The 22461-nt window shown below is 70.3% G+C and carries 25 protein-coding genes; 17 read left to right on the top strand and 8 right to left on the bottom strand.

What is annotated here, in order from left to right; genetic code table 11:
- Nucleotides 1-348: 348 nt before the first annotated feature.
- On the top strand, nucleotides 349-1260 hold the full coding sequence (locus tag AB0B89_RS11900) for a radical SAM protein (protein ID WP_358551331.1): 912 nt from the start codon (nucleotides 349-351) through the stop codon (nucleotides 1258-1260).
- A 33-nt stretch (nucleotides 1261-1293) separates the two neighbouring features.
- On the top strand, nucleotides 1294-2427 hold the full coding sequence (locus AB0B89_RS11895) for a protein-L-isoaspartate(D-aspartate) O-methyltransferase (RefSeq protein WP_358551329.1): 1134 nt from the start codon (nucleotides 1294-1296) through the stop codon (nucleotides 2425-2427).
- Between the two features lie 64 nt (nucleotides 2428-2491).
- Here the strand turns inward: AB0B89_RS11895 and AB0B89_RS11890 are convergent, their stop codons facing one another.
- The 5 genes from AB0B89_RS11890 to AB0B89_RS11870 all read right to left on the bottom strand — a co-directional run bounded on the left by AB0B89_RS11890 (nucleotide 2492) and on the right by AB0B89_RS11870 (nucleotide 6659).
- Nucleotides 2492-2629 (bottom strand): hypothetical protein, encoded by a 138-nt coding sequence (locus AB0B89_RS11890; RefSeq protein ID WP_358551327.1) that lies wholly within the window; start codon nucleotides 2627-2629, stop codon nucleotides 2492-2494.
- Nucleotides 2630-2693: 64 nt separating this feature from the next.
- The gene (locus AB0B89_RS11885; protein WP_358551325.1) at nucleotides 2694-3920 is read right to left on the bottom strand and encodes an aminotransferase class I/II-fold pyridoxal phosphate-dependent enzyme; all 1227 of its coding nucleotides are present in this window, start codon (nucleotides 3918-3920) and stop codon (nucleotides 2694-2696) included.
- A 73-nt stretch (nucleotides 3921-3993) separates the two neighbouring features.
- The gene (locus AB0B89_RS11880; RefSeq protein ID WP_358551323.1) at nucleotides 3994-4770 is read right to left on the bottom strand and encodes an FAD:protein FMN transferase; all 777 of its coding nucleotides are present in this window, start codon (nucleotides 4768-4770) and stop codon (nucleotides 3994-3996) included.
- The gene (locus tag AB0B89_RS11875) at nucleotides 4771-5262 is read right to left on the bottom strand and encodes an FMN-binding protein (RefSeq protein ID WP_358551321.1); all 492 of its coding nucleotides are present in this window, start codon (nucleotides 5260-5262) and stop codon (nucleotides 4771-4773) included.
- 14 nt (nucleotides 5263-5276) lie between these two features.
- Entirely contained in the window at nucleotides 5277-6659 is a 1383-nt protein-coding gene (locus AB0B89_RS11870) for a ferredoxin reductase family protein (RefSeq protein ID WP_358551319.1), read from the bottom strand.
- A 135-nt stretch (nucleotides 6660-6794) separates the two neighbouring features.
- Between AB0B89_RS11870 and AB0B89_RS11865 the strand changes: the two genes are divergently transcribed.
- The 5 genes from AB0B89_RS11865 to AB0B89_RS11845 all read left to right on the top strand — a co-directional run bounded on the left by AB0B89_RS11865 (nucleotide 6795) and on the right by AB0B89_RS11845 (nucleotide 11312).
- Nucleotides 6795-7541 carry a response regulator transcription factor gene (locus AB0B89_RS11865; RefSeq protein WP_358551317.1) on the top strand — a complete coding sequence of 249 codons (747 nt, stop codon included), beginning with the start codon at nucleotides 6795-6797 and terminating at the stop codon, nucleotides 7539-7541.
- Nucleotides 7538-9109 carry a HAMP domain-containing sensor histidine kinase gene (locus AB0B89_RS11860; RefSeq protein WP_358551315.1) on the top strand — a complete coding sequence of 524 codons (1572 nt, stop codon included), beginning with the start codon at nucleotides 7538-7540 and terminating at the stop codon, nucleotides 9107-9109. Before AB0B89_RS11865 ends, AB0B89_RS11860 begins: the two co-directional genes overlap by 4 nt.
- Nucleotides 9110-9184: 75 nt before the next feature.
- Nucleotides 9185-9706 carry a MaoC family dehydratase gene (locus AB0B89_RS11855; protein WP_358551313.1) on the top strand — a complete coding sequence of 174 codons (522 nt, stop codon included), beginning with the start codon at nucleotides 9185-9187 and terminating at the stop codon, nucleotides 9704-9706.
- Between the two features lie 23 nt (nucleotides 9707-9729).
- Entirely contained in the window at nucleotides 9730-10887 is a 1158-nt protein-coding gene (locus AB0B89_RS11850; RefSeq protein ID WP_358551311.1) for an acyl-CoA dehydrogenase family protein, read from the top strand.
- On the top strand, nucleotides 10884-11312 hold the full coding sequence (locus AB0B89_RS11845) for an HIT family protein (RefSeq protein WP_358551309.1): 429 nt from the start codon (nucleotides 10884-10886) through the stop codon (nucleotides 11310-11312). Before AB0B89_RS11850 ends, AB0B89_RS11845 begins: the two co-directional genes overlap by 4 nt.
- A 259-nt stretch (nucleotides 11313-11571) precedes the next feature.
- On the opposite strand, the gene AB0B89_RS11840 is transcribed toward AB0B89_RS11845, so the two are convergent.
- Nucleotides 11572-13158: a hypothetical protein gene (locus tag AB0B89_RS11840; protein ID WP_358551307.1), complete on the bottom strand. Its 1587-nt coding sequence runs from the start codon at nucleotides 13156-13158 to the stop codon at nucleotides 11572-11574.
- A gap of 231 nt (nucleotides 13159-13389) precedes the next feature.
- Between AB0B89_RS11840 and AB0B89_RS11835 the strand changes: the two genes are divergently transcribed.
- Together AB0B89_RS11835 and AB0B89_RS11830 are read left to right on the top strand one after the other, a co-directional pair.
- Nucleotides 13390-13959, top strand: a complete 570-nt coding sequence (locus AB0B89_RS11835; protein WP_358551305.1) for an ATP-binding protein — start codon at nucleotides 13390-13392, stop codon at nucleotides 13957-13959.
- A 148-nt stretch (nucleotides 13960-14107) separates the two neighbouring features.
- Nucleotides 14108-15301: a histidine kinase gene (locus AB0B89_RS11830; RefSeq protein ID WP_358551303.1), complete on the top strand. Its 1194-nt coding sequence runs from the start codon at nucleotides 14108-14110 to the stop codon at nucleotides 15299-15301.
- Nucleotides 15302-15403: 102 nt separating this feature from the next.
- Here AB0B89_RS11830 and AB0B89_RS11825 read toward each other — a convergent pair whose 3' ends face one another.
- Nucleotides 15404-15955 (bottom strand): ATP-binding protein, encoded by a 552-nt coding sequence (locus AB0B89_RS11825; protein ID WP_358551335.1) that lies wholly within the window; start codon nucleotides 15953-15955, stop codon nucleotides 15404-15406.
- On the opposite strand from AB0B89_RS11825, the gene AB0B89_RS11820 reads away from it, so the two are divergent.
- The 5 genes from AB0B89_RS11820 (at nucleotide 15899) to AB0B89_RS11800 (ending at nucleotide 18390) form a co-directional block, all read left to right on the top strand.
- Nucleotides 15899-16126 carry a hypothetical protein gene (locus AB0B89_RS11820; RefSeq protein WP_358551337.1) on the top strand — a complete coding sequence of 76 codons (228 nt, stop codon included), beginning with the start codon at nucleotides 15899-15901 and terminating at the stop codon, nucleotides 16124-16126. The genes AB0B89_RS11825 and AB0B89_RS11820 overlap by 57 nt on opposite strands.
- Nucleotides 16127-16295: 169 nt before the next feature.
- The gene (locus tag AB0B89_RS11815; protein ID WP_358551301.1) at nucleotides 16296-17117 is read left to right on the top strand and encodes a helix-turn-helix transcriptional regulator; all 822 of its coding nucleotides are present in this window, start codon (nucleotides 16296-16298) and stop codon (nucleotides 17115-17117) included.
- On the top strand, nucleotides 17108-17326 hold the full coding sequence (locus AB0B89_RS11810) for a DUF397 domain-containing protein (protein WP_358551299.1): 219 nt from the start codon (nucleotides 17108-17110) through the stop codon (nucleotides 17324-17326). Before AB0B89_RS11815 ends, AB0B89_RS11810 begins: the two co-directional genes overlap by 10 nt.
- A 16-nt stretch (nucleotides 17327-17342) precedes the next feature.
- Nucleotides 17343-17786: a hypothetical protein gene (locus AB0B89_RS11805; protein ID WP_358551297.1), complete on the top strand. Its 444-nt coding sequence runs from the start codon at nucleotides 17343-17345 to the stop codon at nucleotides 17784-17786.
- A gap of 121 nt (nucleotides 17787-17907) precedes the next feature.
- Complete coding sequence (locus AB0B89_RS11800; RefSeq protein WP_358551295.1) at nucleotides 17908-18390, top strand: hypothetical protein; 483 nt, start codon at nucleotides 17908-17910, stop codon at nucleotides 18388-18390.
- A gap of 92 nt (nucleotides 18391-18482) precedes the next feature.
- Here the strand turns inward: AB0B89_RS11800 and AB0B89_RS11795 are convergent, their stop codons facing one another.
- Entirely contained in the window at nucleotides 18483-18896 is a 414-nt protein-coding gene (locus tag AB0B89_RS11795; protein WP_358551293.1) for a phosphotransferase, read from the bottom strand.
- 278 nt (nucleotides 18897-19174) lie between these two features.
- On the opposite strand from AB0B89_RS11795, the gene AB0B89_RS11790 reads away from it, so the two are divergent.
- The 3 genes from AB0B89_RS11790 to AB0B89_RS11780 all read left to right on the top strand — a co-directional run bounded on the left by AB0B89_RS11790 (nucleotide 19175) and on the right by AB0B89_RS11780 (nucleotide 22301).
- Nucleotides 19175-19948, top strand: coding sequence for a LytTR family DNA-binding domain-containing protein (locus AB0B89_RS11790; RefSeq protein ID WP_358551291.1), 774 nt, complete (start codon nucleotides 19175-19177; stop codon nucleotides 19946-19948).
- Nucleotides 19949-20026: 78 nt separating this feature from the next.
- Entirely contained in the window at nucleotides 20027-20452 is a 426-nt protein-coding gene (locus AB0B89_RS11785) for a hypothetical protein (protein WP_358551289.1), read from the top strand.
- Nucleotides 20453-20570: 118 nt separating this feature from the next.
- Entirely contained in the window at nucleotides 20571-22301 is a 1731-nt protein-coding gene (locus AB0B89_RS11780; protein WP_358551287.1) for a cation acetate symporter, read from the top strand.
- Nucleotides 22302-22461: the final 160 nt, after the last annotated feature.

Below are 22461 nucleotides of genomic sequence, written 5' to 3'. Positions count from 1 at the left end.
CGACTATCCCGAGTGGCACATCTCTCGTGAAGTGGACGGCTCTGGCCGCCACAGCGACTGGGTAGCCCAGCACGCTATCGAGCACGACCGCGTGCTGCCTTGGCGGCTGAACTGCTCAACGAGACGGAGGTTCTCCGTGACGCGACGCCGGTATGACCTGCACGAGGCTGCCCACGCCGAAGTCCTGCGGCAACTCTCCCCCGGCTGGCTCATCATCCGGCGCCAGGCACACCCCCGTGGCCACGAGACGACCCGCCCTCTTATCCCCGAAGGGTGTGCGAGGGGAGGGCGGACACCCTCTCTGGGCCACGGGTTCCACTGCCACACCCATCAAGGGAAGGACACACGATGACACCACAAGCCGCTCCCCAGTTCGACCCGGTTCACTTCCTGGAGCTGGAAATCACCGGCCGCTGCCAGCTCCAGTGCGGCCACTGCTACGCCGATTCCGGCCCGACCGTCGGCCACGGCACCATGGAGACGCTCGACTGGGAGAACCTGCTCACCTCCGTCCCCGCCGCTGGAATCCAGACCGTGCAGTTCATCGGCGGCGAGCCGACCAAGCACCCCGACTTCGAGCGGCTGGTCCAGCACGCCCTCGCCCAGAGCTTGACCGTGCAGATGTTCTCCAACCTGTACCACGTGCCCGACCAGCTGTGGAACCTGCTCGATGACCCCAACGTCACGCTGGCCACGTCGTACTACTCCGACGACCCCGACGAGCACGACCGCATCACCCAGCGCCGCGGCTCCCACGCCCGGACCCTCGCCAACATCCAAGAGGCCCTTCGGCGCGGCATCCCCCTCAAGGTCGCAATCGTCGAACTCTGGGACGGGCAGCGCGCCGAGGAGGCACACGCGCAGATGAAGGCGCTCGGCGTGAACCGTCTCGGCCCGATCGACCGGATGCGCGGCGTCCGCCGCGGCGCCAACACCATCGAGACCGGTGTCAAGGGGCTGTGCGGACAGTGCGGGAACGGCCGCGCCGCCGTAGCCTCCAACGGGGACGTGTGGATGTGCGTCATGTCCCGGTTCCTCCAGTCTGCGGGGAACGTCAAGACCACACCGCTCGCGGACATCCTCGCCGGGCAGAGCTGGCAGGGCCTCCTTAAGCAGGTGCCCCGCCGTGGAGCGACGGACTGCAATCCGGCGTCGGATGGGGACGACTGCTCGCCGGCCGAGACCATCTGCGAGAGCAACGCCCTCATCCTGCCTGCACGCCCGGACCGGATGATTCACCTCGCCGGGCTGCCACGATGAGATTCGGCGCCCCTCACGGAGGACACTGCTGATATGGACTGGCTACCCCACGCGCAAAAGCTCGCCGACCGCGTCACCCACCCGGGGTCGCGCTGGCGAGACGCCGTCGCCGACACCCCCCGGCACCAGTTCATCCCCGCGTGGTGGCAGTCGAGCGGCGGCCACTGGGAGGTGCAGTACGGCCCGGCCGACGAAGCGGCCTGGCTGGACGCCGCCTACCGGAACCGCACCCTCGTCACCAAGATCGGCACCCTCCACGCCGACCAGGCCAAGGCGCATGACGAGCCGACCGGACGGCCCACCTCCTCCTCCACGCTGCCTAGCCTGGTCCTGCAGATGTACCGGCACGCCATGATCGGCGACAAGCACACCATCCTCGACGTCGGCACCGGCTCGGGGTACGGCACCGCCCTGCTGTGTCACCTGTTCGGCGACGAGCAGGTGACCAGCATCGACGTAGACGAATACGTGACCTCCGTCGCCGCTTGGCGACTGGCTGAACTCGACCGCAACCCGCGAATCGCGCCGATGAACGCCACCGGGGAGATCCCATGGACGTTCGACCGGATCGTGGCGATGGTGTCGGTACGGCCCATCCCCGCATCGTGGTTGACCGCGCTCAACCCCGGCGGCCGTCTGACCACGACGATCAGCAACACCTCGCTGATCGTGTCCGCCGTCAAGACCGACGACGGCGGCGCGGTCGGTGTCGTCGAGCGGGACTGGGCGATGTTCATGAAGACCAGGACCGGCGCCGACTACCCGCCGAGCCTGGCTGGCCTGGTGGAGACCGCGCGCACAGCGGACGGTGAGCACGTCTCGATCGGCCGGTTCCCCGTCATCGACATCGAGGAGAACGCCTGGGAGCTGCGTTCTATGCTGGAGGTCATGGCCCCCGGCATCGAGCACAACTACCACGAGAACGGCGACGCCCGGATCGCGCTCATGGTTCACGAAGACGGGTCATGGGCGCGGGCCGAACAGATCGGCCGGGAACTCCCGGCCGTGCACCAGGGCGGCCCCAGAAGGCTGTGGGACGTGCTCGACGAGGCCCGCGACTACTGGTTGCAGCACGGCATGCTGCCGCTGTACGGCGCGAACGTCCGCATCACCCCGGACGGGACGATCCACATGCAGCGCGGCCGGTGGAAGGCCACCATCAGCTGATCCTGGGAACGCGAAAAGCGCCCGTCCTCCACCCCAAGGAAGACGGGCGCTGCCCTTTGCGCAATCAGTGGTCGTACAGGTCAGAACCGGAGTGGACACCGGGGGTGTAGGTGTCCGCTGGAGCCTGGTAGGTCGGCACGCGCGGCACGCCGAGCAGGATGCCGAGGATCGGCCAGCGGGCCTGAAGGCTGGTGACGAGCACCTGGGACCCAGTTGCGGGCCTACCAGTCTCGGGCCTGCGAGTTTCGGGCCTGCGAGTTGAGGGCCTACAAGGCGTGCAAAGCCCTGGTCACGCCCGCGCGTGGGCGGCTGGTGAGCGACGCGGCCATCTGGCCCACGGCCTCCTCCACCCGCTCGGAGGCGGTCGCGAAGTTGAAGCGCGCGAACCCGCGCCCGGGGGCCCCGAACCTCGTACCGGGGTAGAGCGCGACCCCGCCCCGCCGCAGGAACCATCCGGCGGGGTCGTCGCCGAGCCCGAGCGCGCGGAAGTCCAGCCAGGCCAGATACGTCGCCTGCGGCGGCTGGTACCCGACCTCGGGCAGCCGCTCGGCCAGCAGGTCGCCCAGCAGCGCGCGGTTGGCGGTGAGACCGGTCATCAGCCCGGCCAGCCAGGGCTCCCCGGCGTTGAACGCCACCTCGGAGGCGATCACGCCGAGCAGCCCGGCGCTCTCGCTCACCTCCGCGTCGATGGCGGCGACATCGGAACGGGCCTCCTCGCCCGGCACGGCCAGCGCGGCCTTGAGCCCGGCGAGGTTCCACGCCTTGGACGCCGAGGCGAGCGTGATCGAACGGGCCGAGGCCGGGGTGTCCAGCGATCCGAACGGCACGTGACGCGCCTCCGGGTAGACGAGCGGGGCGTGGATCTCGTCGACCACGACCCGCACCCCGTAGCGGTCCGCGAGCGCGGCGACGGCCAGCAGTTCGTCCTCGCCGAACACCAAGCCCGTGGGGTTGTGCGGGCTGCACAGCAGGTACGCGGCGGCCCCGGCGGCGAAGTCCCGCTCTAGGGCGCAGAGGTCCAGCCGGAAGCCTTCCGGGGTCAGGGCGAGGGGGCTCTGGACGACCTCGCGGCCGATCCGGGGCAGCCAGTAGAAGTACGGCGGGTAGGCGGGGGTGTTGACGACCACGCGGTCTCCCGGCCCGGTCACCAGGTGCAGCACCTCGACGATCCCGGCCATCACGTCCGGCACCAGGCGCATGTGCGCGGGGTCGGGTCGCCAGCCGAAACGCCGGGCGGCGAACCCGGCGAAGGCCTCCGGCAGCCCTCCTGCGACGGCGTACCCGGTGTCTCCCCGGCCGATGGCCTCCACCAGCGCCGCCGCGATCGGCTCGGCGAGCGGGGTGTCCATCTCGGCGACCCACACCGGCAGCACGTCCGGCGGGTACTCCCGCCACTTGGAGCTGTGTCGCTCCCGCAGCTCGTCGATGCTGTACGCGGCGAGGGGATCCGCGTGACCGGCGCCGGGGCCGTGACTGGTGCTGCTTCTGGCCAAGGTAGTCCTTCACTCTCGGGACACGCCTGGGCCGATGGCATGCCCGGCATTGTCCATTTCACTCTCAATCACGTCATAGCACATCATTTGAGGCTTGTGCCGGGTACGTGGTGCCATAGCGCGGGAAGCCGTCCGTCCACCAGACGGCGCCCGAGCGCGTCACCGCGAACGCCTCCAGGCCGGGCAGCCCCCCAGCCCAGTCGCGCGCGGCCTCACCCATGGCGAACGCCGCGGTCGCCATCGCGTCGGCCCTGGTCAGCGTCTCGGCGACCACGGTCACGGAGGCCAGGGCGGTCGCGGGGGCGCCGGTGTGCGGGTCGACGATGTGCGCTCCCCGCTCGGCGACGCCGGAGGTGGCGACGGCCAGGTCGCGGCCCTGGATCACGGTGGCGAGCGCGCCGGGGCGGAGCGGGTGCGCGACGCCGACCCCCCACGGCCTGCCGGGGGCGGCCTCGCCGCGCACCCGCACGTCGCCGCCGCCGTTGACGCTGTGCCTGGACGCCCCCGCCTCGGCCAGCATCTCCGACACCCGTTCCACCGCCCATCCCTTCACCATGCCGGACGGGTCGAGCCGCCCGCCGGGCGCGCTGGTGAAGTACCCCGAGCTGACCCGCGCCGCCTCCTCGCAGAGCGCCAGCACCTCCGCGACCTCCCGGGGGCAGGCCGACAGGGTGATCTCGCCGCGCCCGAGGCGGCTCACCGGGCTGTCCGCGCGATAGGTCGAGAACACCTCGTCGATCCGGTGCAACTCGGCCACCGCCCCCGCGAGGGCCTCCCGCAGGCCGTCGGACGGCTCGTGCCGGACGTCGAAGGAGAACACCGTGCCCATGACGTGCTCGACGTGCCTCATCTACAGGCCCGCCTTGTCCAGGGCGCTCTGCAGGGACCCCGCGTACCCCTGGCTGGTGTAGGTCGCGCCGGACACCGTGTCGATCTGGGCGCTCTGCGCGGCCAGCGCCTCCTGGGTCAGGACCGGCACGGCGAAGGAGTTGATCTCACGGTCGCGGCCGTTGGAGTCCGGGACCACTATGGCGTCCACGGCGGTGATCCTGCTTCCGGAGAGGGTGATCCGCACCTGGACGGGCCCCCAGCGGGTGTCGACCGCGTCGCCGGTCACCGTACGGGCGCCGTCTCCGGACGATCCGGCGCTCTCACCGGACGATCCGGTGCCGCCCGCGTCCTGGGCCGTGGACCCGGCCGTGGACCCGGCCGTGGAGCCGGCCGTGGACCCGGAGACGGCGGCGGGCGGCCGCTCGGCGGAGGCGACCTCGTGGGGCTTGAACGACAGCAGCAGCATCAGTCCGGCGGCCGTGACCAGCACGGCGAATATGGCTCTTCGCATCGGGGCTCCTTGGCTCAGAACTCGAACGATTCGTGATGGATGTGGCGGCGCGGCACCCCGGCGCGACGCAGCGCCGCCACCGCGGTCCCGGTCATGCCTGCCGGCCCGCAGAGGTAGACGTCGTGGTCGCGGAGCCCGGGGACCAGCGAGGTGAGGACCTCGGCGGTGAACGGCTCGCCGACCTGCGCCCGTGGCCCGATCAGGTAGTGCAGGGCCGCCCCCCGCCGGGCGGCGATGGCCGCCAGTTCGCGCTGGAAGACGACGTCCTGCGGCCTGCTCGCCCGGTAGAGCAGGGTCACCTCGCCCGGCACCGTCTCGAACAGGGCCCGGATCGGGGTGATCCCCACCCCGCCCGCGATCAGCAGCACCTGGCGCCGGGTGGCCCGGCGGGCGGTGAACGCGCCGTACGGGCCCTCCGCGGCGACGCGGACGCCCGGCCGCAGGCGGCCCAGCGACCGGCTCTGGTCGCCCAGGTCCTTGACGGTGATCCTCAGCTCGTGGGAAGCCGGGACGGCGGACAGGGAGTAGGGGTTGGCCGCCCACCACAGGTCACGGGTGAGGAAACGCCACCGGAAGAACTGGCCCGCCTCGGCCCTCAGCTCGCCGAGGTGGCGGCCGGTCAGATAGACCGAGACCACCCCCGGGGCCTCGGGCACGACGTGCGTGACCCGCAGCCGGTGCCGGAACGCCCGCGCCACGGGCGTGATGAACCGGTACCACAGCACCAGCGCCGCGACGACGCCGTACAGCCCGTACCAGGCGAGCTGGGCGGTCCGGTCCCCGACGAACTGCTCGCCGTCGCTCAACTGGTGGCCGAAGGCCAAAGCCGCCGCCAGGTAGGTGTAGAAGTGCAGGTAGAACCAGGTCTCGTAGCGGACGCGCGCCCGTACGGCCCTGGCGGAGACGGCACCGACGCCGACCAGCAGCAGCACTGCGACGGTCGCCTTCAGCATGTCGGGATACGTCAGCACCAGGCTCGCCGTCTCGTGCGCCACGTTCGTACGTGCCGTGACCGCGTAGCCCCAGATGATCAGCAGCGTGTGCGCCACGGCCAGCCCCACCGTGTACCGGCCGCCCATCGCGTGCCAGCGGGCCAGCCGGTCGGCGCCGACCCCCCTCTCCAGCGCGGGCACCCGGGCCATGAGCGCGATCAGCACGACGATCGCGTACCCGGCCAGCAGCCCGGTGATCCGGCCCGCGCCGGTCAGCCAGCCGCCGAGCCCGATCACCGACGGGGTGTCCGACCACCACAGCGCCAGCACGGCCACGACTCCGGCGGCGATGAGGGCCTGGGTCGCCGCCGGTACCAGACGGGTGACTCCCCGTGCCGGCGCCTCCCGTGCGGAGACGTGCCGCCCGCTGGAGCCCGGCCGGTGGCCGGCGTGCGTGGTGGTCACGAGATCCCCTTTCGTCGAGATATCGGCCACCGTGCCAGCGCAATTTCTGCTTTTCCTATGAAGAACGGCGTTCAGAGGATCCTCAGAAGAATCACATAGGCTGCGTTGCGGTCCAGATAGGACCCTGGAGGCCTGATGGAGGAAAACACGCCCGCGCCCGCTCCGGCCACCGGCCTGCTGCGTCCCGACGGGACGCCCGTCCGCGTACTGGTCGTCGACGACGAACCCGACCTGGCCGAGGTCCTCAGCGCCGTGCTTCGGTACGAGGGCTGGGAGGTGCGGACGGCCGGCGACGGCGCGTCCGCGATCAGGCTCGCCCGCGAGTTCGCCCCCGACGCGGTCATCTTGGACATCATGCTCCCCGACGTCGGCGGCCTTGAGGTCCTGCGGCGGCTCCGCGCCGAGATCCCCCAGGTCTGCGTGCTCTTCCTGACGGCCAGGGACTCCGTGGAGGACCGCGTCGCCGGGATCACGGCGGGCGGCGACGACTACGTGACCAAGCCGTTCAGCCTGGAGGAGGTCCTCGCCCGGCTGCGCGGCCTGCTCCGCCGTGCCGGGATGACCCGCGCCGGCAACGGCGACCGGCTGGCCGTCGGCGACCTGGTCATGGACGAGGAGGCGCGCGAGGTGACCCGGGCCGGGCAGCTGGTCGACCTGACCCCCACCGAGTTCGAGCTGCTGCGCTTCCTCATGCGCAACCCGCGCCGGGTGCTGAGCAAGGCGCAGATCCTCGACCGGGTGTGGTCGTACGACTTCGGAGGGCAGGCGCACGTGGTCGAGCTGTACATCTCCTACCTGCGCAAGAAGATCGACGCCGGGCGGTCACCGCTGATCCACACCGTGCGCGGGGTCGGTTACGTGCTCAAACCGGGCCCCTCGTGAGGCTCCCGCGCCCCCTGCCTCCGGTGACGCTGCGCGGGCGCCTCATCGCCGGGCTTCTGGTGCTCCTCGCCTGCGCGTGCGCCGCGGTGGGGGTGGTGAGCGTCCTCGCCCTGGACCGGTCGCTGCTGGAGGGCCTCGACCGCCAGCTCGCCACCTCGCGGGGCCGGTACGCCTCCAGCCTGGAGCACTCCCAGGGCGACACGCGCGGGCAGTCGGCAGGGACCTTCGGAGCCAGGCTGGTGGCCGGGGTGGTCACGCAGTGCGGCGTGGTCGCCCCGCAGCGGGACACCGACGACATCTCCGCGCCCGGTGCCAGGCTGACCCTCTCGGCCGCCGACACGGCCGCTCTGGCCGCCCTCCCTGCCGACGGGCGGGGGCGTACTGTGAGGCTGTCCTGGCTGGGCGACTACCGCCTGATGGCCGTGCCGGGGCTCGACGGCGACACGCTGGTCACCGGGCTCCCGCTGGTGGAGGCGGAGGCCACCGTGCACCGCCTGGAGGCCGTCGAGGCCGCCGTCTTCGCCGTCGCCCTCGTGCTGACCGGGGTCGCCGGGGCACTGTGGGTCGGGGTGTCGCTCCGGCCCCTGCGCCGGGTCGCCGCCACCGCGCGCGGGGTGACGGAGCTGCCGCTCGCCGACGGCGCGGTGGAGCTGCCCCGGGGCGTCCCGTACACCGACCCCCGTACCGAGGTGGGACAGGTCGGCGCTTTGTTCAACCGGATGCTCGCCCACGTGGGCGACGCCCTCGCCCGGCGGCACGCGAGCGAGCAGCGGCTGAGGAGGTTCGCCGCCGACGCCAGCCACGAGCTCCGCACGCCGCTGGCGGCCATCCGCGGCCATTCCGAGCTGGCCCGCCGCCATCCGGGTCCCGTGCCCCCCGAGGTGCGGCACGCGCTGGAACGGGTGCAGGCGGAGTCCGTGCGGATGGGCCACCTGGTCGACGACCTGCTCCTGCTGGCCCGCCTCGACGCGGGCCGCCCGCTGCGGCGCGAGGAGGTCGACCTGACCCGCCTGGTCCTGGACGCGGCGGGGGACGCCCGCGTCGCGGGGCCCGATCACCGCTGGCGGCTGGAACTGCCCGAGGAGCCGGTCACGGTCGCCGGGGACGCCGACCGGCTCCACCAGGTGTTGACCAACCTGCTGGACAACGCCCGCACGCACACCCCCGGGGGCACCACCGTGCTGGTACGGGTCGGCCCACCGGCGTCCGGCCCATCGGTGTCCGGCCTGCTGTCGGACGGCATGCCGGTGTCCGGGCTGCCGCTGGACGGCCTGCCCGCGACCGGCGGGCCTTGGGTGGAGCTGTCCGTGGCCGACGACGGGCCGGGGATCCCCGAGGAGCTCCGGGGAGAGATCTTCGAGCGGTTCGTCCGGGCCGACCTCGGCCGGTCGCGCGCCTCCGGGGGCACGGGGCTCGGGCTGGCCATCGTGAGAGCCGTGGCGGGCGCGCACGGCGGCTCGGTCGAGGTCGAGAGCCGTCCGGGCCGTACGGTGTTCCGCCTCCTGCTGCCGGCCTTCCGCGGCGACCTGCCCGCGCCGGAGACCCTTCCGTCAGGGACACCTACCTGATCGGCTTATGTGGCAGCGTGGCCCCGGGGGAGGGGCATGCTGGAATGGTGCGGTGAGCGTTGAGAGGGTGACGGCGTGACCGTGTACGAGGCCCGGATCGGGCGCTACTACGAGGACTTCACCGTGGGCGACGTGTACCAGCACCCGCTTGGCCGGACGATCAGCGAGGCCGACAACACCTGGTTCACGCTGCTGACCATGAACACCAACCAGAACCACTTCAACGCCCACTTCGCCGCCAAGGCCCCGGTGGGGAAGATCATCGTCAACTCCGGGCTGTCGGTGGCCATCGTGCTCGGCATCTCGGTCATGGACGTCAGCCAGAACGCGATGATGAACCTCGGCTGGGAGGAGATCCGGCTCACCCACCCGGTGTTCGTCGGCGACACCCTGTACGCGGAGTCGATCGTGCTGGAGACGCGCCAGTCCCGGTCGCGGCCGTACGCCGGCATCGTCACCTGCCGCACGCGGGGCCTCAACCAGGACGGCGACGAGGTCATGTCGTGGCGCAGGTCGGTCATGGTCTACAAGCGGGACGCCCCGCACGACAAGGGCTACTTCCCCCGGGCGAAGAACGGCCCCCTCCAGAGCGAATAGAACCGAACAGATCGGACGCCCCCATGGATTTCGAGCTGAACGAGGAGCAGGACCTGTTCCGGCGTACCCTCCGGGAGTTCGTCGAGAAGGAGATCGTGCCGGTCGCCTCCGAGTGGGAGCGCGAGGGGCGCTACCCCGAGGAGATCGTCCAGGGCTTCAGGCGGCTCGGCCTGTTCGGCATCTCGATCCCTGAGGAATACGGCGGGCTCGACCTCGACCGGGTGTCGTTCGCCCTGGTCTTCGAGGAGATCGCCAGAGGCTGGATGGGCGTGGCGGGGGTGCTCGGATCCCACTCGCTCGCCTCCTGGATGATCGCCAAGTACGGCACCGAGGAGCAGCGGGCCGCCTACCTGCCCGACCTCGCCACCGGGGCCCGCCGCACGGGCATCGCCCTCACCGAACCGGGAGCCGGCACCGACCTGCAGGGCATCCAGACCCGGGCGGAGCGGGACGGCGACGAGTACGTCATCCACGGCACCAAGACCTGGATCACCAACGCCAGGCACGCCGACCCGCTGCCGGTGCTCGTGAAGACCTCGATCACCGAGCCCGCCCACAAGGGCATGTCGGTGCTGCTCGTGGACGCCGACAGGGGCTTCACCGTCGGCCGCGACCTGCCGAAGCTCGGCTACAAGGGCACCGAGACCTGCGAGGTCGTCCTCGACGGGGTGAGGGTGCCCGCCTCCAGCCTGCTCGGCGGGACCGAGGGGCGGGGCATGCAGCAGGTGCTGTCGGCGCTGGAGCTCGGCCGGATCAACATCGCGGCCCGCGCGGTCGGCGTCTCCCAGTGCGCCTACGAGGCGGCGCTGGCCTACGCGAGGGAGCGGCAGGCCTTCGGACGGCCCATCGCCGACTTCCAGGCCATCCAGCTCAAACTCGCCGACATGGCCACCGACATCCAGGCGGCCCGGCTGCTCACCTACTGGGCCGCCGCCCGCTCGGAGGCGGGCGCGGTGAACGCCGAGGCCGCGATGGCCAAGTACTTCGCCTCCGAGGTGGCGCTCCGGGCGACCATGGAGTCCATGCGCATCCACGGCGGCTACGGGTACTCCCAGGAGTTCGTGGTCGAGCGCCTCTACCGCGACGCCCCGCTCATGGCCATCGGCGAGGGCACCAACGACGTGCAGCGCATGGTCATCGCCCGCTCGCTGCTGTCCGGCGCCGCTAAGCTCGGCTGGTGACCGACGCCGCGTGCCCGTTCTGCGCCATCGCCTCGGGCGCCGTGCCCGCCCACGTCGTGCTCGCCGACGACGTGGCCGTGGCCTTCCTCGACGCCCGTCCGGTGTTCAAGGGGCACGTGCTGGTCATCCCGAGAGAGCACGCCGAAACCCTCACCGACCTGCCCGCCGAGGCGCTCGGGCCGTACTTCGCGCGCGTCCAGGCGGTGGCCCGCGCCGTGGAGGAGGGGCTCGGGGCGGTGGGCAGCTTCGTGGCGATGAACAACCGCGTCAGCCAGAGCGTCCCCCACCTGCACACCCACGTCGTCCCGCGCCACAAGAAGGACGGCCTGCGCGGCTTCTTCTGGCCGAGAGTCAAATACGAAGACGGCACCGAAGCCGCCACCTACGCCACCCGCCTCCGCGACGCCCTCGAACCCACCCCATAGCGCCCCACGCGACCCTCATGCCCACCCCGGCGAAATGGGCCTCGCTCCGCTCGGACTGTTTTCCCGGGCTCCGCCCGACCTCCGGCACGCGCGCAGAGGTCCCGGCCGCGGCGCGACGGACTGCAACTCGGGGTCGGATGGAGACGACTGCGCGCCGGCCGAGACCCTCTGCGAGGGCGACGCCCTCATCCTGCCGGTGCGACGGGTTCGAGCAGACCGGCTTGCTGAGAGCCTGGACTTCCCAACCCCGTAACCCCGGTCACCTGTCGATCAGGGGGATGCGCAGGGAGGCGAGTTCCTCGTCCAGGGTGCGGACGTGTTTGTTGGTCGCCCAGGGCTGGAGGCGGGCGCGGGTCTGGCGGACGGTGTCGGCGAGGCGTCCGGAGCTGTGCCCTACGGTGATTCGGGCCGCCTCGCGGATCTTCTCGGTCGCAGCCGGTATCTCTCGCTTCAGAACGAGTGCCCCGGCGTACTGCAGGAGGGTTACCCCGCGTGCGGGCTTGCGCATCGACCGCGCCAAGGCCCGTTCGGCCGAATCGATCGCCTCATCGGGACGTCCGCAGGCGAGCATGCAGGATGCCGTGTGCCTCTCCACACCCTGGGGCGTCCACCAGTAGAGGTAATTGGGGTCGGCTTCGGTTCTCGGCTGCTCGGCCAGATGGCTCGACTGGGCGAGCGCGCGCTCGCTGTCGTCGGCACTGCCGTTCAGCGCCACGATGCGTGCGAGGGCGAGGAAGTGTACCGATCTGAGGGAAGCGCTCGGGCTTTTTCGTGCCCAGCCTTGTGCGGCGTAGATGTGGTCGAGAGCTACCCCGACATGGCCTTGGAATCTAGAGATGTTGGCCAGGCAGGTGTGCAGGTAGGCGATGAGGGTGGGGTCGCGGATCTGGTGGGCGGCGGTGAGGCCTTCCTGGTAGCGCTGGCGGGCGCCAGAGTGGTCGAGGAGGTCGTGGTGGAGCCAGCCGGAGAGTTGGCTGAGCTCGGCGTAGGCGCGGATGAGGCGGTCGCGCAGGGCGGGAAGCAGGGATTCGCGGTGCAGCAGGTCGGCGACGAGGGCGCGCTGGCCGTCCACCACAGGGAGGACCTTGGCGGGGCCGAACTCGTCGTCCAGGCGGCGGCAGCGGGCGGTGAGCTTCTCGATCAGCTCCACCGTCGCGGCGTCCACCCGGGTGGAGGAGCGGATCGCGGTGGCCAGCCGGTCCTTCTCCGGTGGGGACAGGTGACGCAGCAGCACCAGGGCAGGGGCGCCGCCGAGCGCCAGGGCCAGTTCGAAGAGCAGATCGCGGCGCTTCACATCGGCCTCCTCGGCTGTGAGGGTACGCAGCAGCGCGGCGCAATCCTTGAAGCCGGGAACCGGGGCCGCCGGGCGTGCCGCTTCCACTTCCTGACCCATGGTGACATGACCGGGGGCGGCGGCCGGGACGGCAGAGGACCGCTGGGGGGTGAGGGACGAACGGTGGTCGGTGCGGTCGATGAGGTCGCGGTCGCGCACGCTGTAGGAGGCGTAGACCCGGTCGCCGACCAGGCGGCGGGCGGTGGTCCGGTAGACCTGCGCGAACAGGGCGATGGTGCGGGCGGTCGGGCGCATCCCACGCTGCGGCCAGTGCTCGAACTCGTACAGCCGTGACTCGCGCAGCGCGGCGGTGCCCGCCGGGTCGAGGTCGTTGTACCGCGCGGCGGCCTCGGCCGCGGTCAGCCCGTACGCGTAGCGGTACAGGCGCAGCGGGCTGACGTCGTGGCAGACGGAGAACAGGTCGGCTATCTCGTCGAACGTGTAACCCATGGCCCGCAACGCCTCGCCGCGTCGCCGGCATTCCAGCAGAGTGTGGATTCCCTCGCCCGACATGGCCGTATGCCTCCCCGGTTCGAACAGGTTCCCGGATCACAGAACTTATACGGAAAGTATTCTCTTGACTACCGAGAATGACGAAAGCTGGGGTATCGAGCAGGGCGCCCGGCGGGTGGTGATCAGCTGGATACGCGTGTTCACGCAGGTCATCGAGGTTCCTGGCTGAAAGATCGTCGTAGTGGAAGGTGGGATCGGTGAGCTGCGCCCGATCGTCGATCGTTGTGGCTCGTGTCCATCACAACCGACCCCGGCGACGAGGTGCCTCGCGTCGCCGCCGCTCCCGTCACCTTGCCCGGTCTGCCGCAGGCCGGTCATTCCTCCCGCGCCCTGCCAGTCGACGAGGCCGTACGGACCGGCCCGGAGATCCTCATCTGGCGGCGCGCCTTCCCCGGCGCGCTCGACCAGGCCGCGGAGGCCAGGCGCTTCACCCGCTTCCTGCTCGGCGGCACGCCGTTCGCCGACGATGCCGAACTGGTCGTCGGCGAACTGGCGGGTAACGCCGTCCGCCACACCCGCAGCGGATCCCCGGGCGGGCACTTCACCGTCGAGATCATCCTCACCTCGCCCCGTCGTGAACCGCTCGGCAGCCCCGCGGCGGCCGCGAGCGTCCTGGTCACCGTCTACGACCTCGGCGGGGCCGGTGTCCCGCGGTTCGGCGGCCACGGCCAAGCGGACGTCCCGTGCGCGGAAGGCGGGCGTGGGCTGGCCATCGTGACCGCCCTGGCGGAACGGACCGGCTTCCAGGGCGCCCCGGCGACTGGGCACAGAGTGTGGGCCTACCTCGCACGCAGGCCGTGATCGGCGTTGCCCGTGCGGGACGGCGGGGTGGACCGGGGGAGGCGGGGCCTGGCGGTGAGCGGTCAGGTCAGCCGTCCGCGCGGCGGGTGGGCGGGCCTGCATTGTCGGCGGGTGCTGGGGCCGGGACGGTCGGGTAGGCTCCGGCGGCGTGGAACCGCTCCTGGCCGTGCCCGTGCTGCTGGTCCTCGTCGGGGTCCCCGCCGTGGTGCTGTGGCGGGTGCTGCGCGGGCGGCGCGAGCTCGGCACCAGCCCGGCCGAGCGCGCCACCTTCGAGACCCTGCACACCGCCTCCCTGGCCGCGCCGCCGCTGCGCGCGGGCCTGACGGCCGCCGGGGCGCTGAAGGCCTCGCGCTACCTGCGCGAGCTGCTCGGCTCACCCGCCATCGCGATCACCAACGGCGAGGAGCTGCTGGTCTACGACGGCGCGGGCGACCACCACGCGAGAAACGCCTTCGCCAACGCCGCCGCGACCCTGCGCGACGGCCGCATCCAGGTGCTCGGCCCCGACGCGGTCTCCTGCGACCTGCCCGAGTGCCCGGTGAGGTACGCCGTGGTGGTGCCGCTGACCACGGACGACCGGGTGGTGGGCTCGCTGGCGGCCTACGGCGACCACGCCTCGGCGGGCCTGGTCCGCGCCACGGAGGAGGTCGCCACCTGGGTCGACTCCCAGCTTGAGCTGGCCGAGCTCGACCGCTCGCGCACCCTGCTCATGGAGGCCGAGGTACGGGCGCTGCGGGCGCAGATCTCCCCGCACTTCATCTACAACTCGCTGACGACCATCGCCTCGTTCGTGCGCACAGACCCCGAGCGCGCCCGGGAGCTGCTGTTGGACTTCGCCGACTTCACCCGCTACTCCTTCAGGCGGCACGGCGAGTTCACCACGCTCGCCGAGGAGCTGCGCTCGATCGACCGCTACCTCACCCTGGAGCGCGCCCGCTTCGGTGACCAGCTCCGGGTGACGCTGCGTATCGCGCCGGAGGTGCTGCCTGTGGCGGTGCCGTTCCTCTGCCTCCAGCCGCTGGTGGAGAACGCCGTGCGCCACGGGCTTGAGAGCAAGGACGGGGTCGGGCGCATCACGATCGTCGCCGAGGACGCGGGCGCCGAGTGCCTGATCAGCGTGGAGGACGACGGCATCGGCATGGACCCCGAGCGGCTGCGGCGCATCCTGTCCGGCGACCCGGACGAGCGCTCGGGCGCGGGCGGCGTCGGCCTCGCCAACGTCGACGAGCGGCTCCGCCAGGTCTACGGCGACGAGTACGGCCTGGTGGTCGAGACCGCTCAGGGCGCCGGCGCCAAGATCAGCATCCGCCTCCCCAAGTACAAACAGGGCGTCTCCGTCTAACGGACCCACCAGCCGGTCCTTCACGCCGGAGCGTCCCCTTTCCCGTGTTATGGGCAACTCACGGCCCGGGTGGGAAACACCCGGCCCACCACGTCACCCGGGTCACGGGAGGGCCTCTCGCTCGTGCCTTGTTGGGACGGGGGTTCTGTGGGCGTTTGTGCGCTTTGTAGATAGCCCACCCGGCACCCACGTGGGTGGTGCACCGGGGCTGCCCACCCGAGCAGTGCCCACCCGAGTGGCGGGAGGTGGGTGAGGCGCCGGAGTGGGGCGCGGCTGTGCTCCAGGACCCGCACTTCCTCCGGCACCCGGCTGGACGCGCATCAACCGGACTTCTGGATCAGCCCCGGGTACGGCGTTCATCGACCCCGGCTCTCGGAATCTGAGGGCGAACCAGACCACCCGGCCGGCGCCGTCCCTATAGATGCCCCACCGCTCGGAGATGGCGTCCACCAGGAACAACCCGCGACCGCCTTCGCCGTACGGCTCATCGTGGACTCTCGGCTCGCTGTCGGATCCCGAGTCGACGACCTCGACATGGACGGTGTCGTCAACATCGCTCACCGCGAGCGTCACCTGCCCGCCACCACGCGAGTCCGAATGCGTGACGCTGTTCGTGACCAGCTCGGACACGAGGAGTACGACCTCGTCCAGCACCGGATGCGTACGCCCCAGCACCTCACGCACGAACGCCCGAGCCCGCGCCACCGACTCCGGGACCCCGACCAGCTCGGCCATTCCGAGAAGGTTCCTCGCCGCGTCACCTACGTCCGCTACCTCCGGTCGGTCGGAACCACGCGCGCTCTTGCCGGGTTGTTGCGAGGTTGACACGCCTTCCCACCCCACCTTGCATACGAATAGTGAAGACTTGACTTCATAGAGTGGCCAATCCGAAGATGCTGCCGACAGCGGATCCACCTCTCAGCGACGACACAGTCAGAGAGAGGTCCGGGGTGAGGTGTGCATGGGCAGGCCGTACGAGCCGAGGAGGGATCAAGTGACAAAACCCGTCGAGATCAACCCGGAAGAGTCCCCCCAAGCCCTGTTCGCCTACGAGCTACGGCGTTACCGCCTCGAAGCAGGCTTGGTACAAGCAGAGCTGGCCCACCGGATCGGATACGCAACGAGTGTGGTGGGCATGGTGGAGACGGCCAGGCGTCCACCAGGGAAACGTTTCGCCGAGCTTTGCGATCAGGTCTTGGGCCTCGACGGCGTCTTGACGCGACTCTGCTCCATAGCCAGATGGGAAACGGTCCCCGAGTTCTTCCGCGACTGGATGGATGTCGAACAGGAGGCGACACTGCTTCGCAGTTGGGATCCACTGCTGATCCCCGGACTCTTCCAGATCGAGGCGTACGCTCGGCGCGTCATTGAAGGTGAGCCCGGGCTGACCACCGCGCAACGAGACGAACATGTCGCCGCCCGATTGCGCCGTAAGGCGATTCTCGCAAGGGAGAGCCCGCCGGTGATCGTGACTTTGATGGACGAGAGCGTTCTGCGTCGCCCCCTCGGAGGTCACGCTGTCATGCGTGAGCAACTGGAATACCTCTTGGACATCGCACAGCATGCGAGAGTCACCATCCAGGTGGTCCCATACAGCGCCGAATCCACCGCAGGCATGCTCAGCGCCTTCACCCTTGCGGAGCTCCAGGGCTCGCCACATATCGTGTACGTCGAGTCCTCAGCTCGCGGACAAGTCATCGAAGACCGCCCAACGCTCGCGAAAGTGGCCGCTCGTTACGAGGCAATCCGCGCCGAGGCTCACGCCCAGTATGTATCGCTCCAGCTCATCAAGGACGTGATGAAGCAATGGACCTGAGTGCCGCGAAGTGGTGCAAGTCAACCCGGTCTGGCCCGGACGGCGGTCAGTGCGTTGAGGTGGCCACCAACCTCCCTGGTGTCGTCGCGATACGCGACTCGAAGAACCGCGGCGGCCCCGCCCTGGTGTTCGCCCGAGGTGAGTGGCATGCGTTCATCGGCGACCTCAAGACCAGCCGCAACACCGCTTGGCGTGACCGGGCTCAGTAGAGGAATCGAGGAGGTGATGGATCTAAGCCAGAGGGAGTGGCCGCGGCCCCTCGATGACGGCGGAGAGGAACCGCCGCCCGGCCGAGTGCGGCTGACCTCCCCCTACGACACCGATGCCCGCTGGGCGGCTAAAGGCGGTGACCTGTTCTGGAACGGCTACAAGGTCCACGTCAGCGAGACCTGTCACACCGCAGCCGACACCACGAACGCTACGAACGTCGTGCCGCCCAACCTGATCACCAACATGGCCACTACCGACGCGACCGTGCCCGACAACCAGATGACCGACAAGATCCATCGGGCGCTCCAGCAGCGCGGGCTGCTCCCGGCCGAGCACTACCTCGAATCCGGCTACCCATCCGCCGAACTCCTCCTCAAGGCCAGGAAGAAATACGGGATCACGCTGGTCACACCGGTTCTCCTGGATCACTCACCCCAAGCCGGCGCCCGCGCTGGGTAAAAGGTAAGGAGTTGCCGAGAAAATACCTTAAGATGATGGATGGGAATGCCCTTAAAAAAGCACTTAACTACCTCAATATTCCAGGAGTTATGTGATCCTTAATTCGAGTATGCGGGCCCTGTTGTCCACCGCATCAAAAGAACTACTGTCGCAGGACATTTCCTCCGAGCTCGAAGAGGTAATCGAGGGCGGGTGGGTTGTGGGGCCACATGGGGTCTTGTCGCTCGCAGCTCTCCATGATCCTGAGCTTGACATGCAGGTAGATCACCTTGAACCCTTCGAAGTGGAATATCACCGCAATGAGGTATGGATCCCGGGAGACGATCTTCCTGTTGACCGAGAGGGCTACCTGACTGCGATTTGTGTTCGAGCTCTAACCTTCTCCTTGGCCGCCCTTGCTGCGGCGAGGAACCTTCCGGGCTTTGACACGTTGACTGCAGTTATATCCACGGGAGTCGACGCCGATTGGTCAACTCATGGCACTACTGTTAAGTTCTTCACTCGCAGAGGTGGATATCCGAATTGGTTCGACGACCTTGAGAGTTTCGAAATAGAAGCCGTAGCATTGCTGGAAGCATCTGATGTCATCACTGGTACTCAGTGAAGTCATGACCCTCGTCGCCATCATCCGCTGGCGACGCCTCGTCCACTGATCGTTCCGATAGGACTTCTCATGGCGGTCGGGCCCGCGCGGCCTCACAGCCGGGATCTCAGCACGTCGATCTCGCAGCCCGGGGCGAACGGGTCGAAGCCGTGCTCGACCAGCCAGCGAACCACCAGCAGGCTTCGCAACGACCACCACGCGCGGATCACGTCGAGGTCGACGTCGGTGCCATAGCCGGCGACGACGTCGCCGAGGTGTTCCTCGTGTCCGAGCGTCAAGGTGGCGAGGTCGAACAGGGCATCACCTTGGCCCGCCTCGGACCAGTCGATGATGCCCGTGATCCCGTCGCCGTCGACGAACACGTGAGCGATCTGCAGGTCGCCGTGCGTGAACACCGGAGCCCACGGCCGGAGCGCGGCCTCGGCGACCTCGCGGTTGCGGGTGACCAGGTCGGCGGGCAGGGTCGCGCGCTCGGAATGGGCGACGATCATCTTGACCTCATCCATGGGCGACCAGTATCCCGGGGATGACCGTCGACGTCGCCGGGTTTATCGCGTGCGATCGCGCGGCTGACCGCGTCCCGCTACACGGCGGCCACGTGCGCGACACCGACCACTGACCAGGTCAAGTCCACCGCTTCTGTTAGGAGCCCTTAGCTGGGACTGGGGGTCGTGTGGTGTCTCCGGATAGTTATGGCCGCTGGTGAGGTGAGGCGTTGACTTCGGCTGCCGGATTCATCACTCTCTAGTTCACTCGGGAGTGCGATCGGGCGAATGGGAGTGATGTGACCGGCCTGCGCGTGCTGGCGGTGGACGACGAGCAGCCGGCGCTGGAGGACCTGGCGTACCTGCTCAGGGCCGATCCGCGCATCGGCGAGGTCGCCACGGCCCGCGACGGCGCGTCGGCGCTGAAGATGCTCGACCGCGCCATGGCCGACGGCAGACCCGTCGAGGCGGTGTTCCTCGACATCCGGATGCGCGGCCTCGACGGCGTCGTGCTCGGCCGCCTGCTGGCCCAGTTCGCCCGGCCTCCCCGGGTCGTGTTCGTCACCGCCTACGAAGAGCACGCCGTGGACGCGTTCGAGATCAAGGCCGAGGACTACCTGCTCAAGCCGGTACGGCCCGAACGGCTCGCCGAGGCGATCCGCAGGGTCTGCGCCGCCATCCCGGACGCGCCCGAATCGGTGGAGGACGCCGCCCGCACCGCGCCGGACGCGGAGACCATCCCGGTCGAGCTGGCGGGGGTCACCCGTTTCGTCGCCAGCTCGGACGTCCGGTACGTGGAGGCGCAGGGGGACTACGCCCGGCTCCACACGGCCGCCGGCAGCCACCTGGTGCGCATCCCGCTCGCCGCGCTGGAGGAGCGCTGGGCCGCCGCGGGGTTCATCCGCGTACACCGCAGCCACCTGGTCGCCGTAAAGCACATCGACGAGCTGCACATCGACTCCGGGCGCTGCACGGTGCGCATCGGCGACACCGAGATCCCGGTCAGCCGCCGCCACACCCGCGAGCTCCGCGACCTGCTCGTACGCCGCGCCAGGAAGAGCCGTACGGAATGACTCCGAAGACGCGAGGGGGCCCGTGCGCGATGAGGCCGAAAGCGGAGGGCCGTACGGAATGACGCGGAGGACAAAAGGGTGCCCGTGCGCGATGCGGCCGGGCGCGGAGGGCCGTACCAGATGACGCCGAAGACGCCGGAGAGGCCGAAGCGGGAGGTGGTCACCAGCCCTCGTACCACTGCGGCGCGCAGGCCCCGTTACCCGGTCACCATGGAGATCGACGAGCAGACGCGCCTCGGCGAGGTCTACATGCGCTCGCTGATCCGCACCCAGTTCCGGCTGGCGCTGTTCGTGTGCACGGTGCTCGGATGCGTGATCGGCGGGCTGCCGCTGCTGTTCCTGCTGGTCCCCGGCCTGCGCGAGGTGCGCGTGTTCGGGCTTCCCTTGCCGTGGGTGGTGCTGGCGGGGCTGATCTACCCGTCGTTCGTCGCCGGCGCGTGGCTGTACGTGCGGCAGGCGGAACGCAACGAGCGCCACTTCGCCGACCTGGTCGAACGCCAGTGAGCGTGCCACCCGGGCGGCGTGCGGGCGCAGTCGCGGGCGGAGCCGTACGCGGGGTCGCGGGCCGAGTCGTTCGCGGGGTCGCGGGCGAAGTCGCAGGGGGAGTCGTGGGCGGGGTGCGGTGAACGCGGCGCTGGGGCTCGCCGCCGTGATGGTCGTGGTGGTGGCGGCCATCCTCATCGGGGCCTTCGGGCTGCGGCTGTCGCGCACGACGTCCGACTTCTACGTCGCCTCACGTACGGTCTCGCCGCTGTGGAACGCCTCGGCTATCGGCGGCGAATACCTGTCGGCGGCCTCCTTCCTCGGCATCGCCGGCCTCATCCTCGCCTACGGCGCCGACATGCTGTGGCTGCCGGTGGGCTGGACCGGCGGCTACCTGGTGCTGCTCGTGCTGGTGTCGGCCCCGCTGCGCAGGTCGGGCGCCTACACCCTGCCCGACTTCGCCGAGGCCCGCCTGGAGTCGATGGCCGTGCGGCGGGTGGCCAGCGTGCTCGTCGTGCTGATCGGCTGGCTCTACCTGATGCCGCAGTTCCAGAGCGCGGGGCTGGTGTTCCGCACGATCACCGGGGCGCCGCCGTGGGTGGGCGGGCTGCTCGTGGCCGTCGTCGTCGCGGTCAACGTGCTGTCCGGGGGGATGCGTTCGATCACGTTCGTCCAGGCGTTCCAGTACTGGCTGAAGCTGACCGCGCTGGCCCTGCCCGTGGTGTTCCTGCTGTTCGCCTGGTACGGGCTCGGCAAGCCGGGGCTCGGACGCGACGCGCCCCCGGTCTTCACCGACGCCGTCACCGTGGCGGTCAGCGCCGACGTGACCGTACGGTTCGAGCGGGAGACCGTGGTCACCGCCACCGGCCGCGTGGACGGCCGGGCGGTGCGCGGAGAGCGGCTCACGCTCCGGCCCGGCGACCATACGATCACCCATGACACGACGGTGGGGTTCCCGGCCGGCACGCCCGTGCCGCACGTGGAGAGCCTGCCCGTGCTCACCGACCACCAGTGGGCGCTTCCGCTGCACGGCCGCGAGCACCCGCTGTACGCGACCTACTCGCTGATCCTCGCCACCTTCCTCGGCACCATGGGCCTGCCGCACGTGCTCGTGCGCTTCTACACCAACCCCGACGGGCGGGCCGCGCGTCGCACGACCCTCGTGGTGCTGACCCTGCTCGGCGCGTTCTACCTGCTCCCGGCCGTCTACGGCGCCCTCGGGCGTCTCTACACGCCCGAGCTGCTCATGACGGGCCGTACGGACGCGGTGGTGCTGACCCTGCCCGGCCGGATGGTCGGCGGGACGGCGGGGGAACTGCTCGGCGCCCTGGTCACCGCCGGGGCCTTCGCGGCGTTCCTGTCCACCTCCTCGGGGCTCGCGGTGTCGGTGGCCGGGGTCATCGGGCAGGACATCCTGCGCGGGGGAGTGCCGAGCTTCCGTGCCGCCACGCTGCTTGCCGTGACGGTGCCGCTCCTGCTCGCCGCGATGGCGAGGTCCCTCGCCGTCGCGGACGTGGTGGGGCTGGCCTTCGCGGTCGCCGCCTCGTCGTTCTGCCCGCTGCTCGTGCTCGGCATCTGGTGGCGGCGGCTGACCACCACCGGGGCCATGGCCGGGCTGCTCGCCGGGGGCGGCCTGGCCAGCGTCGCCGTGATCGCGGTCATCACCGGCGGCCCGTACACCGGCTGGACGGGGGCGTTGCTCGCGCAGCCGGCGGCGTGGACGGTCCCGATCTCCTTCGGCGTGATGATCCTGGTGTCGCTGCTCACCCCCGGCCGGGTGCCGCGAGGGGTGGCGCGCACGATGGTGCGGCTTCACACGCCCGAGACGCTCAACGTCAACCGGGGCGACTGGCGCCCCCGCTCGACCTGAAACCCGAACCTTCAGCTCGGCCAAAGGCGGGCGGACCATTCGTCGCGTGGAACGCGCCTTTCGGCGCAGGGCCCGGCCCCGTGAGCGACGGGTAGGGGCGACTTGGCGATGACGCGGACCCAAGCCCTCTGCGGCACCCCCCTGACCCTTCTACGGTAAG

This window comes from Sphaerisporangium sp. NPDC049002, assembly GCF_040649355.1.
Lineage (GTDB): Bacteria > Actinomycetota > Actinomycetes > Streptosporangiales > Streptosporangiaceae > Sphaerisporangium.
The sequence above is the reverse complement of the archived record's forward strand: the minus strand, read 5'-3'. Positions and strand labels throughout refer to the sequence as shown.

What these genes read in the sequence shown, in the direction of transcription:
- AB0B89_RS11875 (WP_358551321.1), bottom strand. Translation starts at nt 5,262, where the DNA reads ATGCGAAGAGCCATATTCGCCGTGCTGGTCACGGCCGCCGGACTGATG.
- AB0B89_RS11865 (WP_358551317.1), top strand. Translation starts at nt 6,795, where the DNA reads ATGGAGGAAAACACGCCCGCGCCCGCTCCGGCCACCGGCCTGCTGCGT.
- AB0B89_RS11880 (WP_358551323.1), bottom strand. Translation starts at nt 4,770, where the DNA reads ATGAGGCACGTCGAGCACGTCATGGGCACGGTGTTCTCCTTCGACGTC.
- AB0B89_RS11820 (WP_358551337.1), top strand. Translation starts at nt 15,899, where the DNA reads ATGCGTGACGCTGTTCGTGACCAGCTCGGACACGAGGAGTACGACCTC.
- AB0B89_RS11850 (WP_358551311.1), top strand. Translation starts at nt 9,730, where the DNA reads ATGGATTTCGAGCTGAACGAGGAGCAGGACCTGTTCCGGCGTACCCTC.
- AB0B89_RS11840 (WP_358551307.1), bottom strand. Translation starts at nt 13,158, where the DNA reads ATGTCGGGCGAGGGAATCCACACTCTGCTGGAATGCCGGCGACGCGGC.
- AB0B89_RS11795 (WP_358551293.1), bottom strand. Translation starts at nt 18,896, where the DNA reads ATGGATGAGGTCAAGATGATCGTCGCCCATTCCGAGCGCGCGACCCTG.
- AB0B89_RS11810 (WP_358551299.1), top strand. Translation starts at nt 17,108, where the DNA reads ATGGACCTGAGTGCCGCGAAGTGGTGCAAGTCAACCCGGTCTGGCCCG.
- AB0B89_RS11895 (WP_358551329.1), top strand. Translation starts at nt 1,294, where the DNA reads ATGGACTGGCTACCCCACGCGCAAAAGCTCGCCGACCGCGTCACCCAC.
- AB0B89_RS11805 (WP_358551297.1), top strand. Translation starts at nt 17,343, where the DNA reads ATGGATCTAAGCCAGAGGGAGTGGCCGCGGCCCCTCGATGACGGCGGA.
- AB0B89_RS11900 (WP_358551331.1), top strand. Translation starts at nt 349, where the DNA reads ATGACACCACAAGCCGCTCCCCAGTTCGACCCGGTTCACTTCCTGGAG.